Raw genomic sequence first — 12,095 nt, 5'->3', positions numbered from 1 at the left:
CCGGTGGGGCAACCGGTAGAGGGAGCGGTCATGGGCAAGAAGGCTCTGATCATCGTGGACGTGCAGAACGACTTCTGCGAGGGCGGCTCGCTCGCCGTCGAGGGCGGCGCCGCGGTGGCCACCGCGATCTCCGAGCACGTGACGGCGCACCGGTCCGGCTACGCGCACATCGTGGCGACCCGCGACTTCCACCTCGACCCCGGCCCGCACTTCTCCGACGAGCCCGACTACGTCGACACCTGGCCGCCGCACTGCGTGATCGGCACCCCGGGCGCCGACTTCCACCCCAACCTCGCCCTCGCCCCCATCGAGGCCGTGTTCAGCAAGGGCCGCGAGAGCGCCGCCTACAGCGGCTTCGAGGGCGTCTCCGACGACGAGACGCCGCTCGCCGGCTGGCTCGCCTCCCGCGGTGTGGACGCCGTGGACATCGTCGGCATCGCCACCGACCACTGCGTCCGGGCCACCGCCATCGACGCCGCCCGCGCCGGGCTCCGCACGACCGTCCGGCTCGACCTCACCGCCGGGGTCGGCAAGGCCACCGTCGACCGGGCCCTCGACGAGCTCGGCCGGGAGGGCGTCGCCCTGTCCGGCTCCCCGGTGGTGACCGCCTGATCATGACGGAACCCACGGTCATCCTGGTCGCCGGCGTGTCCGGCAGCGGCAAGACCACCATCGGCACGCTCCTCGCCGAACGCCTCGGCTGGGAGTACGCGGAGGCGGACGCGTTCCACCCCGAGGCCAACATCGCCAAGATGCGCGCGGGCCACCCGCTCACCGACGAGGACCGCCTCCCCTGGCTGCGCTCCATCGCCGCCTGGATCGACGAGCGCGTCACCGCCGGCCGCCCCGGCGTCGTCACCTCCTCCGCGCTCAAGCGCAGTTACCGTGACCTGCTGGTCGACGGGCACGCAGGGGTCCGCATCGTCCTGCTGGACGGCGACCGCGACACGATCGCCGCGCGCATGCGGGCCCGCCAGGGCCACTTCTTCAGCGCGGACCTGCTCGACTCCCAGTTCGCCGACCTCGAACGCCCGGAACCGGACGAGAACATCGTCACCGCCCCCATCACCGGCACCCCCGAGGAAACGGTCAAGCACATCCTCAAGGCCCTGGACCTGTCCCCGCGATCGCACTGACCGCGAGGACACGCCCCCGCCACGAACGCATCAGTCACGGACGTAGTAGTGGCCGAGCACGCCGTCGAAACGTCCGGCCGGCCGGCAGCACCGGCGGAAAGCGCCGCCCGGACCCGCACGGGCAGGGGTCGTTGCCGCCGAGCTTCTCGACCAGCTCGGTGTCGACGCCGACCGTCCGGTCGCCGCGCTTGACCCTGGTCTCGCTAGAGGGAACCCCCTGCGGCGCTTGCTGGTCCGCTCAAAAGGACGCCTCGGTGTCTCGCTCGCGGTACATGACGGCCTCCTCGGCTCGGGATCGGCCACCGCCAACCGTAGGCGCCACAGCAAACCGGAAGCCACCGAATTAAGCCCGCCCAGTACCGCCGCTCAAATACCGCCGCTCTACCACCCGCCCAGTTACCGCCCGTCGCTCAATGCCACCGCTCAACGCCGCCGCTCAACGCCGCCGCCCAGTGCCGCCGCCCAGTGCCGCCGCCCAGTGCCGCCGCCCAGTGCCGCCGCCCAGTGCCCGCCGGTCAGTGGCGGCGCTTGGCGGCCCATTCGCGGATCTTGGCGATGCGCTTGCGGATGTCGTCGCTGCTGGCCTGGGCGATGGCCGGGCCGCCGCACGCGGCGCGCAGCTCGGTGTGGATGACGCCGTGGGGCTTGCCGGTGCGGTGGTTCCAGGCGCCGACCAGGCCGTTCAGCTCACGGCGGAGGGCGGCGACGTCCTCGGCGGCGGTGCGGTCGGCGCGCGGGTCGCCGGTCTTCTTCTTCCGCTCGCTGGCGATCTGGTCGGCCTGGCGCTTGCGCAGCAGCGCCGACACCTGCTCGGGCTCCAGCAGGCCCGGGATGCCGAGGAACTCCTCCTCCTCGACGGAGCCGGGCTCGGCGTTCATGCCGAACTCGCCGCCGTCGTACAGGACACGGTCGAACGTGGCGGACGCCTCCACCGTCTCGAACGGCAGCTCCTCGCCGACGTCGGGCGTGTCCTGCTGCCGGTTCGCCTCGGCGAGCAGCTGGTCGTCCAGGCCGTCCTCGCGGACGGGACGGTCCAGGACGTGGTCGCGCTCCTCCTCCATCTCGGAGGCGTGGCCCATCAGGGTCGGCACCGAGGGCAGGAACACCGACGCGGTCTCGCCGCGCTTGCGGGCGCGGACGAAACGGCCGATCGCCTGCGCGAAGAACAGCGGCGTGCTGGTCGACGTGGCGTACACCCCGACGCACAGCCGCGGGATGTCGACGCCCTCGGACACCATGCGGACCGCGACCATCCAGCGGTCCTCGGTCTCGCCGAACTGCTTGATCTTCTTGGAGGCGGTCGGGTCGTCCGACAGCACGATCGTGGCGCCCTGCCCGGTGACCGCGCGGAGCATCTTCGCGTAGGCGCGGGCGGCCTCGTGGTCGGTGGCGATGACCAGGCCGCCCGCGTCCGGGATGGCGCGGCGCAGCTCGGTCAGCCGGCGGTCGGCGGCGGCCAGCACCTGCTTGATCCAGTCGCCCTTCGGGTCGAGCGCGGCCCGCCACGCCTGAGCGGTCTGGTCCTGGGTGAGCGGCTCGCCGAGGGTCGCGGTGATCTCGTCGCCGGCGCGGGTGCGCCAGCGCATCTCCCCCGCGTACGCCAGGAAGATCACCGGCCGGACGACCCCGTCGGCGAGGGCCGGGCCGTACCCGTAGGTGTAGTCGGCGCGGCTGCGGCGCACGCCGTCGGGCCCCTCCTCGTACTGGACGAACGGGATGGGGTTGATGTCGGTGCGGAACGGCGTGCCGGAGAGCGCCAGCCGCCGCGTCGCGGGCTCGAACGCCTCACGGACGGCGTCGCCCCACGACAGGCCGTCGCCCGCGTGGTGGACCTCATCGAAGATGACCAGCGACTTGCGCGACTCGGTCCGGTTGCGGTGCAGGGCCGGGCGGGCGGCGACGGTCGCGTAGGTGACGGCGACGCCGTGGAAGTCCTTGCCGACGGGCCCCTGCCCGTTCTGGTACTCGGGGTCGATCTTGATGCCGACGCGGGCCGCCGACTCGGCCCACTGCCGCTTGAGGTGCTCGGTCGGGCACACGACCGTGATCGCCGAGACGACGCGCCGCTCCATCAGCTCGCGGGCGAGGCGCAGCGCGAACGTCGTCTTACCGGCGCCGGGCGTGGCGACGGTGAGGAAGTCGCGCGGGCCGGGCCTGGTGCCGTCCGTCCCGCTGTCCTCACCCGGGGAGCGACCCCCGGAACCCCCGAAGTACGCCTCCAGCGCCTGCTGCTGCCAGGCACGCAGGGACGACGCGGTCCCCCAGGCGGCCCGCTCGGGGAACGCGGGGGGCATGCTCGATGCGGCGAAGGTGCTCACGGTCATCGAAGGCTATCGAGCCCCACCGACAGATCGTGCCGCGCCCGGCCCGGCTGTGCCCGGATCCACACGGTGGCGACCGTGCCGGCGGGACCGGTACGCCGCCCACGACGCCCGGATGAGACGCCCCTGACCTGCGGTGAAGCCTCGCATGCAGGAGTCGTGGGCGTAGTCCATGAAGTTGTGCACCGGATCACGGCCCCGCTGCGGGCACGTGTCGCGGTGGCGCGGGCATCCTTCCGCGGGCACCGCCTCGTACGGGGTGTCGGCCACCCCGTCCCCCGGCGGCGTGCATCCGCCCTCGAACGTGTGCATCAGGCCGAGCCAGTGCCCGATCTCGTGCACGCCCGTGTACCCGTGGTTGAACGGCGCGTACGACCCGCGCGGCAGGCTGCGGTAGTCGACGACCACGCCGTCCATGCGCGGATCGCGCCGGTACCACTGCGGGAACGTGGAGAAGCCCAGCACCTCCGCCCCGACGGAGGCCGTGTAGACGTTGAGCGTGCCTCGCCCGCCCTTGCGGAGACGCCGCTTCATGGCGTGCTCGTAGTGCTGCGGGTGGTAGAACCAGGACGGCTTGTTCGTGCGGTCGTAGCCGCTCAGGCGGAACCTGACCCGGGTGTCCGCGCCGCCCTTCCGCCCGCTGTACGCGGCGTTCAGCGTGGCGATCTGCCGCCGGAGGGCCTTCTTCGACAGCCGCCCGTACCGTCCGCTGTGGACGACATGGAACCGCACCGGGACGACGAGCCGCCGCGCGATGCGCCGGGCCCCGTCAAGCCGGGACGCATCGAACCGGGACGCATCGAACCGGGACGCATCGAACCGGGACGCTTCGAACCGGGCGATGTCGGACGTCCCGAACCGGTCGAGGAGGGTCTGGTGGAGATCGGCGAGCAGGGCCACCGCCCCGTCGTGGCCGAGATCGGCCCGGTCGTGCGGGCGGGCCGCCCGCGCGGCGGAACCGGGCACGCAGCCGTCGTCCGGGACGGCCGATGCGGCGTGGACCCGGTCCCGGACCCGGTCCCGGCCCCCGCCCCGGTCACTCACCGAACCGGATACCGCACCCACCGTGACCAGCAGTGCGCACAGCGAAGCCCCCGCGATCCGCCGCATCAATCCCCCGTATGTAGAAACGTCCCGTGGTTCGGAAACGCCAAGGTCCCGCGGTCACACCCGCGGGACCCTCACGCGCGCACGCCTACATGGGCGCCGCGCTCATCGGCCGCCGTCCGGCGGCCGGTCACTCGCCCTCGTCGCCGCCGCCCGGCTTCATGGACTCGTAGATCTCCTTGCACTCCGGGCAGACCGGGTACTTCTTCGGATCCCGGTTCGGCACCCAGACCTTGCCGCACAGCGCGATCACCGGCGTGCCGGTCACCGCGCTCTCGGTGATCTTGGCCTTCTTCACGTAGTGGGCGAACCGCTCGTGGTCGCCGTCACCGTGCGAGAGGTCCGGCTTGACATCGCTCTGGGTGTCGCTGTCGGGAAGGATCTTCGTACTCACGTCGTTCACCTTAGTTCAGCGTCGGGTCCTCGGGAAAAGTGGAGACGAAGGCCAGGTCGCCGCCCTGCCTGCGCAGGACCGCCTGCCACAGCCGCTCCGGGTCGCCGGCGAACACGTCCCCGGCCTCGGCGGGCACCAGGTACCACGAGCCCTCCTCGATCTCGGCGCGCAGCTGCCCCGCCGACCAGCCCGCGTACCCGGCGAACACCCGCAGCTGGAGCAGCTCGGCCGCCAGCAGGCCTGGCGGGGCCTCCAGGTCGACCAGGCCCACCCGGGACACCTCGGTGCCGCCGTCCAGCGCCCGCCAGCCGAGCGGCTCGTCCTCGCCGGGCAGGCGGGCCAGGGCCAGCGCGTTCTCCAGCGCGACCGGCCCGCCCTGGAACACCACCGCCGGCCCGGTGACCAGTTCGGCCCACGGCGGCAGGACGCGGCCGACCGGAACCTCGGTCGGCCGGTTGAGGACAACTCCGAGCGTCCCCCCGTCCATGTCGTGCTCGACCAGCAGGACGACGCTCCGCCGAAAGTTCGGATCCTCCAGCTGAGGGGTCGCCACCAGCAGGAGCCCCACCCTGATGCCGTCTTCCATGGGTCCCATCATGCGTTGCCCGGACCTCCGGCGGCACGCCCTCGCGGTCGTTAGCCTGTTACGCATTCCTATCGATGGGGATATCGGCTCCACAAGGTCCTGGGTCGAGAATGATCTAGGATCATCGGCCACCGCTTGGTCCGCGCGCCGGGAGGACAGCGATGCAGTTGCCCAGGGTCGTCATCGCCGCCGTGTTCATCGTCATCGGGGCGCTGATCGCGATCCCGGCGCTGTTCGACGGGGACGGGTCGGCGTCGCCGGCCTCCTCAACCACGTCGGCGAGCCCCAGCCCGTCCGGCGGTTCGCCGTCCGCGTCGGCGAGCCCGACCCGGTCCGGGACGGGGTCGGCGTCGCCGAGCGCCCCCGGGCGGCCGGTGACCGCGAGCATCGGGTCGGTGTCGTGCCCCGACCGGACCGTCAACGTCCGGATCCGCAACACCGGGACGAAGAACGAGGACTACTCGATCGAGAAGAACGACGACACCGCAGCGATCCCCGGCACGATCGGCCCCGGCGCCACCCGCACCGTCGCCGTCAAGCTCCGCGAGGACCGCGGCACCCGCGTCACCGTCCGCTGGGCCAACCGGCAGATCGAGAGCGACACCCTGCGGGCCAACTGCAAGAAGGCGGGCGCCGCGCCGAGCGAGACGCCGCCGAACCAGCTGCCGAACACCGGGCCGGACGCCGTCCTGTGGGCGCGGGCCGCGACCGGCGGCGCCATCATCCTGACCGGCGCGATCATCTTCTGGTACGGCGGCATCTGGCCCCGCCGCCGGGAGAAGATCTTCGCCGGCAAGGACTCCTGACCCGTAGCCGGTCGAGCGCGGTCGGGCCCGGTCAGGCGTAGTCGGGCGCGGTCAGGCCTCGGTGCGGGGCCGGCCGCCGGCGGCCTCCCGGACGGCGCCCGCGACGCGCGTGCTGACGTCGGGGTGGAACACGCTCGGCACGATGTAGTTCGGGCCGAGCTCGTCCGGGGTGACCACCTCGGCGAGCGCCTTCGCGGCGGCGGCCAGCATGTCGAGCGTGACGCCGTCGGCCTGCGCGTCCAGCAGTCCGCGGAAGACACCGGGGAAAGCCAGCACGTTGTTGATCTGGTTGGGGTAGTCGCTGCGGCCGGTGGCGACCACGGCGGCGTGCTCGCGGGCCTCGTCCGGCGACACCTCCGGCTCGGGATTGGCGAGCGCGAACACGATCGCGTCATCGGCCATCGAGGCGATGTCGTCGCCGTTCAGGATGCCGGGGGCGGACACGCCGACGAACACGTCGGCGTCCTTCACCGCGCCGCGCAGGTCGCCGGCGTAGCCGTCGGCGTTGGTGTGCTCGGCGATCCAGCGCAGCGAGTCGTCCAGGTCGTCGCGGCCCTTGTGCACCGCGCCGTGATAGTCGCAGACGACGAGGTGGCGGGCCCCCGCGTGCATCAGCAGCTTGAGGATCGCGCTGCCGGCCGCGCCCGCGCCCGCCATCGTGATGCGGACCGAGCCGATGTCCTTGCCGACGACCCGCAGCGCGTTGGTCAGCGCCGCCAGCACGCAGATCGCGGTGCCGTGCTGGTCGTCGTGGAAGACCGGGATGTCGAGCAGGCCGCGCAGCCGCGCCTCGACCTCGAAGCAGCGCGGCGCGGAGATGTCCTCCAGGTTGATGCCGCCGAACGCGGGGGCGAGGATCTGCACGGTCCGGACGATCTCGTCGGTGTCCTGCGTGTCGAGGCAGATCGGCCACGCGTCGATCCCGGCGAACCGCTTGAACAGCGCCGCCTTGCCCTCCATGACGGGCAGCGCCGCCTCCGGGCCGATGTTGCCGAGGCCGAGCACCGCCGAGCCGTCGGTGACGACGGCGACGCTGTTGCGTTTGATCGTCAGCCGCCGGACGTCCTCGGGGTTGCGGGCGATCGCGAGGGAGACCCGGGCGACGCCGGGCGTGTAGGCCATCGACAGCTCGTCGCGGTTGCGCAGCGGCACCTTGGACTGCATCTCGATCTTGCCGCCGAGGTGCATCAGGAACGTCCGGTCGCTGACCTTGTGGATCTTGACGGACTCGATGTTCTCCAGCGCCCCGGCGATCGCCTCGGCGTGCTGGGTGTCGCGGGTCGCGATCGTGACGTCGATGCGCAGCGTCTCGTGGCCGGCGGTGTTGACGTCCAGCGCCGTGACGATGCCGCCGGCGTTCTCGACCACGTGGGTGATCTGGCTGACGGCCCGCCCGCCGGCCGGGACCTCCAGCCGGACGGTGATGGAGTACGACACGCTCGGCACGCTCGCCACGACTGCTGCTCCCTTTGCTCCGGGTCCGTCCCACGTCCGGCGCGCGCCGGGACCTCGGGGGGACGGCGCGTCCGGGGGCCGCCGCCCGGGCCCGTCCCGTGACTCAGAAAGCCCGGGCCGCGACGACGATGAGCTCGACGGTCGCCGGCACGGGCAGCCTCGTGGAGTCGATCACGAGGTGGTAGAGCCGCGGATCGGCCGGGTCGGCCCCGTAGAAATGCTTCACGTAGGCCGTCCGGGCGCGGTCGTTGTCATCGAGCATACGCTCCGCCTCGCGGTCGGGTGTCCCGGTCGGCGTAGAACGTTCCCATCCGGGCGGCATCTCGGCGGCGGCGCGGCCGAGCAGGACGCAGCCGCCGCGCCCGGCCGCCCGGATGATGACGCTCTCGGTCTGCTCGACGAACTCCTCGGGCGGCGCCGTCCCGCCCTGCGGCAGGTAGACGTCCATGCCGAGCACGAGGGTGGGCAGCCGGGCCGCCCGCGCCGAACGTGGCCGAGATCGTCACCACACGCGCGCTCACACCCGGGACCATGCCCGCTCCCGCGTGGCGGGAACGGGCGGCACCGCGGCTCGTGCCGGGTCAGAACAGGGCGGACTGGAGGCCGCGGCGGGCCTTGGAGACGCGCGGGTCGTCCGGCGGCAGCAGCTCGAACAGCGACAGCAGGTGCTTGCGCGCCGCGTCGCGGTCGTCGCCCGCGCCGCGCCGCACCGCGCCCAGCAGGCGCTCGAAGGCGTCGTCGATGCGCCCGGACACCATCTCCACGTCGGCCGCGCTGATCTGCGCCTGGACGTCGCCGGGCTTCTCGGCCGCCTCCCGCAGAGCGCCGTCGGCGTCCAGCGACCGGACGCGCAGGCTCAGCTCGACCAGGGCGAGGCCCTGCTTGGCCTGGCCGTCCCGCGGGTTCGCGGCGAGGATCCGCTCGAACGCGGCCTTGGCGCCGTCGATGTCACCGCGCTGCAGGGCGTCCTCGGCCTCGGCGTAGACCGGGTCGGCCGCGGGGGCGTCCGCCGCCCCGCCCTGGGGCTGCTCGCCCTCGGGGACGTCCGGCAGGATGCCCTCCTTGCGGAGCGCCTCGAAGAGCTGCTCGATGGCCTGGCGGACCTGCGGCTCCGGAGCCGCGCCGTTCAGGAACGGCAGCAACTGGCCGCCGACGACCGCCGCCACGAACGGGATGCCGCGCACGCCCATCTGCTGCATGTAGGCGCCGAGCTGCGGGTTCGCGTCGATGTCGACCTTGGCCAGGATCCACTTGCCGGCCGCCTCGGTGGCGAGCTTCTCCAGGATCGGGCTGAGCTGCTTGCACGGACCGCACCACTCGGCCCAGAAGTCCACGAGGACGGGGACGGACTGCGACCGCTCCACGACCTCGGTGTTGAACGTCTCGTCGGTGACGTCCACGACGTACGGCCCGCCGGCCGCGCCCGTGCCCGGACCGGCGCCGCCAGCCTGGGCCCGGCGTTCCTGCTGCTTCCTTGCCGCGGCCTGGCGAGCCCCCAGGTCGATGGCCCCGTGCAACGAAAAGTCCTGAGAAGGCATGGGTCCATCCTGCCCCATGACCGCGTCCGGCTGCGCCTCCGTACGCTCCCAGCGGAGCGCGCGGGCGCGGCGGACGCCCGGCACGTCCCCCTCCACGGCATATTCAGGCGCTTATCCTCCTTTTTTTAATTCGCGCCTTAAGAGCTTCAGGCAAAGAATCCAGGCAGCCTGCCGTAAAGGCAAAAAGATTGCTGACAGCCATCACCAAGCCCGGTTATAGTCACGATGTCGATGCATCGCGGCCCGGCCACAGCGACCGGCGCCGGCGCCGCCCCAATGCGGCCCGGCCCGGCGGGCGCCGCGTGGCGGGTTGGGGGACCCGAGGCCACCCGGCGCCCGGCAGGCGCACCGTCCGGCCGCGCGCATGACGAGCTACGGGGGGAAACTTGTGATCGCGGAGCATTCCGTGATCGTGGCCCGAGGAATGGGTGTCCGCCGCGGGGGGCGGTGGCTCCTGCGCCCGGTGACCTTCGGCGTGCCCGAAGGCGTGGTCGGCCTGGCCGGTCCACCGGGTGCCGGTAAATCCACTCTGCTGGCCACGTTCGCGACCTTGCGCAAACCGAATACCGGCGTGCTGCACATTCTCGGACACGACATAGCGAACGCCACCGGGCTGCGGGCCGCGCGGGCCGGGATCGGCTACCTGCCGGCGCGGTTCTCCCGGGCGGAGAGCATGACGGCCGGCGAGTTCGTCGCGTACGCGGCGTACTACAAGCGGACCAGCGCGTCCGCCGCGCGCTCCATGCTGCGGCGCCTCGACCTCACCGAGGCCGCCGGGACGGAGCTGGCGCTGCTGCCGCCGGACGTCCGGCTGCGCGCCGGGCTCGCCGCCGCCTGCGTCCACGAACCCGAGGTGGTGCTCCTGGACGACCCGTTCGGCGAGCTGTGCGCGGCCGCGGAGCCGTGGCCGACGGGCGCCGAGGGCCCCGGGCGGCGGTCGCTCACCGCGGCGATGGCGGAGCTGATCCCGGTGCTCCGCTCGCTGGCGCCCGCGGTCGTCGTCACCGCCGACGTCACCGAGACGCTCACCGGCTGGTGCGACCGGCTCTTCACGCTCACCCGCGGCCGGCTGGCCGAGCAGCCCACGCACTCCGCCACCGCCCGCCGGGGCCGCTCCGCCGCCGACCGCCGCACCGCCCCCGAGCCGCAGACGTCCCTGGACCACCAGCGCGCCCTCGGCCCGCGCCCCGTTCCGAACCCGCAGCGCGCCCTGGATCCAGAGAGCGCCCCCGAGGCCCAGGGCGCCGGGGCCGGGACCCCGCGCGCCGCCCGGCCGGCGCTGCCGCGCCTCACGCTGCCGCGGATCGCCCTGCCCCAGCCGGCCCTGCCCCAGCCGGCCCTGCCCCAGCCGGCCGTGCCGCAGCTGGCGCGGGCGAGGCGGCCCCCCGCCGGAAGCGCCGGCGGTGTCTGATCTCGGGCGGGTGCTCCGGCTGGACGCCCGCCGCACGGCGCTGCTGGTCGCGGTGCCGGTCCTCACCCTGGTCGGGACGGCGGCCACGGTGCTGTCGCTGTGCCCCTCGGTCGCGTACTGGGACAACACGGTCGTCGCGCTGGTCAACGCCGTCCGGTTCCTGGGTCCGGTCGCGGCGGCGCTGGCCGCGTGGGCGGCCGTCCGGGAACGCCCGCTCGACTACCTGCGCGACCTCACGGCGCGCTCGCCCGCCACCGGTGTGCTGTTCGACCTGCTGCTGCTGTCGTCCGCGGCCCTGGTGTCCTACCTCGCGGTCACGGCCCTGGTCGTCGCCGTCACCCTCGTGCACGAGGAGGCGGGCCATCCGCACCCGCTCGGGGCGGTCGCGGGCGCGGGCGCGCTCGTCCTCCACGTGGTCGTGGGGTACCTGACCGGACGCGTCGTCCCCCACCGCGTCACCGCCGCCCTGGTCCTGGCCGTGACGTCCCTGTGGGCCGCTCTGCGCGTCCCGGGCGTGTCGTGGTGGAGCCTGCTCCCCCCGGCCGCGCTCCCCCGCCTCGACCTGTTCACCACCCTGCGGCCCGCGGTCTTCGCCGACCAGGTCCTCTGGGCAGCCGGGACGACCACCGCGCTGATCCTCGGCTACGTGATGTGGGTGACGCGCCGGTTCCTGATCGTCCTCCCCCTGGCGATGGCGCTGGCCGCGACCGCCGCCGCCACGCTCGACCTGCGCGGCTCGTCCGGCGCGGTCGCGCCCGCCGCGGCGGAGCCGGTGTGCCGGCGGTGGCCGCTGACCGTCTGCGTGCACCCCGCGCTGCGCCACGCGCTGCCGCGACTGATGGAGCAGGTCACCCCCCTCGCCGCGCGGCTGGACGGGACGCCCGGCGCGTTCACCCGGGTGGAGCAGCGTCCGGCCTGGGTGCCCGTCACGGTGGCCGGCGGCGTCGCGGCCGTCCACGTCGACGAGAGCCTCTCCCCCGGTTACGCGGCCCGCGCCGTCCGGCAGATCAGCGAGGGCCTCAAGGACGGCCCGGCCTGCACCTCCCCCAACGGCTACCGCGCGCTGGTCGACGCGTGGCTCCTCGGCGACGATCCCCGCGCCGTCGCCGACTCGCGCACGGCCCGCCGGTTCGCGTCCTGGAGCGAGCGCCGCCGCCGCGCCTGGCTCCGGCTCCACTTCACCGAGTACCGCACCTGCGCACTCGACCGGGACGACTTCCGCTCCCCCCACCGCGAGAAGAAGCACCGCCCCGCGAAGCACCCCCGCCGCGAGGCCCTGGACGGCGCGCGACCCCGCGCGTGACCGCGGCCGGACCCCTCCGGCCGCCGGTCGCGCGCGAG

The 12,095-nt window shown here is 73.5% G+C and carries 13 protein-coding genes; 5 read left to right on the top strand and 8 right to left on the bottom strand.

What is annotated here, in order from left to right; all coding sequences use genetic code 11:
* Positions 1-30 precede the first annotated feature (30 nt).
* Together BM339_RS32450 and BM339_RS32445 are read left to right on the top strand one after the other, a co-directional pair.
* A complete protein-coding gene (locus tag BM339_RS32450) occupies positions 31-612 on the top strand; it encodes an isochorismatase family protein (protein ID WP_075023338.1) in 582 nt (193 codons plus the stop codon).
* A gap of 2 nt (positions 613-614) precedes the next feature.
* Positions 615-1,136 carry a gluconokinase gene (locus BM339_RS32445; protein WP_021597121.1) on the top strand — a complete coding sequence of 174 codons (522 nt, stop codon included), beginning with the start codon at positions 615-617 and terminating at the stop codon, positions 1,134-1,136.
* A gap of 34 nt (positions 1,137-1,170) precedes the next feature.
* Here the strand turns inward: BM339_RS32445 and BM339_RS52725 are convergent, their stop codons facing one another.
* The 5 genes from BM339_RS52725 to BM339_RS32420 all read right to left on the bottom strand — a co-directional run bounded on the left by BM339_RS52725 (position 1,171) and on the right by BM339_RS32420 (position 5,544).
* Positions 1,171-1,290, bottom strand: a complete 120-nt coding sequence (locus tag BM339_RS52725; protein ID WP_200871976.1) for an SEC-C metal-binding domain-containing protein — start codon at positions 1,288-1,290, stop codon at positions 1,171-1,173.
* Positions 1,291-1,651: 361 nt separating this feature from the next.
* Positions 1,652-3,430 carry a DEAD/DEAH box helicase gene (locus BM339_RS32435; RefSeq protein WP_075023487.1) on the bottom strand — a complete coding sequence of 593 codons (1,779 nt, stop codon included), beginning with the start codon at positions 3,428-3,430 and terminating at the stop codon, positions 1,652-1,654.
* Positions 3,431-3,466: 36 nt separating this feature from the next.
* Complete coding sequence (locus tag BM339_RS32430; RefSeq protein WP_256255559.1) at positions 3,467-4,501, bottom strand: zinc metalloprotease; 1,035 nt, start codon at positions 4,499-4,501, stop codon at positions 3,467-3,469.
* Between the two features lie 193 nt (positions 4,502-4,694).
* Complete coding sequence (locus BM339_RS32425) at positions 4,695-4,958, bottom strand: DUF3039 domain-containing protein (protein WP_024936483.1); 264 nt, start codon at positions 4,956-4,958, stop codon at positions 4,695-4,697.
* Between the two features lie 10 nt (positions 4,959-4,968).
* Positions 4,969-5,544, bottom strand: a complete 576-nt coding sequence (locus tag BM339_RS32420) for a YqgE/AlgH family protein (protein WP_021597117.1) — start codon at positions 5,542-5,544, stop codon at positions 4,969-4,971.
* A gap of 161 nt (positions 5,545-5,705) precedes the next feature.
* Between BM339_RS32420 and BM339_RS32410 the strand changes: the two genes are divergently transcribed.
* Positions 5,706-6,350 (top strand): hypothetical protein, encoded by a 645-nt coding sequence (locus BM339_RS32410; protein WP_143118697.1) that lies wholly within the window; start codon positions 5,706-5,708, stop codon positions 6,348-6,350.
* A 51-nt stretch (positions 6,351-6,401) separates the two neighbouring features.
* Here the strand turns inward: BM339_RS32410 and BM339_RS32405 are convergent, their stop codons facing one another.
* The 3 genes from BM339_RS32405 to BM339_RS32395 form a co-directional block, all read right to left on the bottom strand.
* Positions 6,402-7,805, bottom strand: coding sequence for an NAD-dependent malic enzyme (locus BM339_RS32405; RefSeq protein WP_021597114.1), 1,404 nt, complete (start codon positions 7,803-7,805; stop codon positions 6,402-6,404).
* Between the two features lie 103 nt (positions 7,806-7,908).
* A complete protein-coding gene (locus tag BM339_RS32400) occupies positions 7,909-8,253 on the bottom strand; it encodes a cytidylate kinase-like family protein (RefSeq protein ID WP_083598278.1) in 345 nt (114 codons plus the stop codon).
* Between the two features lie 133 nt (positions 8,254-8,386).
* Positions 8,387-9,343: a tetratricopeptide repeat protein gene (locus BM339_RS32395; RefSeq protein WP_075023486.1), complete on the bottom strand. Its 957-nt coding sequence runs from the start codon at positions 9,341-9,343 to the stop codon at positions 8,387-8,389.
* 364 nt (positions 9,344-9,707) lie between these two features.
* Here BM339_RS32395 and BM339_RS32390 point away from each other — a divergent pair, with 364 nt between their 5' ends.
* Complete coding sequence (locus tag BM339_RS32390; protein WP_337959937.1) at positions 9,708-10,754, top strand: ATP-binding cassette domain-containing protein; 1,047 nt, start codon at positions 9,708-9,710, stop codon at positions 10,752-10,754.
* Positions 10,747-12,057 (top strand): hypothetical protein, encoded by a 1,311-nt coding sequence (locus BM339_RS32385; protein WP_177287841.1) that lies wholly within the window; start codon positions 10,747-10,749, stop codon positions 12,055-12,057. Before BM339_RS32390 ends, BM339_RS32385 begins: the two co-directional genes overlap by 8 nt.
* The last annotated feature ends 38 nt before the right edge of the window (positions 12,058-12,095 follow it).

Origin of the sequence: Actinomadura madurae (assembly GCF_900115095.1) — a bacterium.
Lineage (GTDB): Bacteria > Actinomycetota > Actinomycetes > Streptosporangiales > Streptosporangiaceae > Spirillospora > Spirillospora madurae.
The sequence above is the reverse complement of the archived record's forward strand: the minus strand, read 5'-3'. Positions and strand labels throughout refer to the sequence as shown.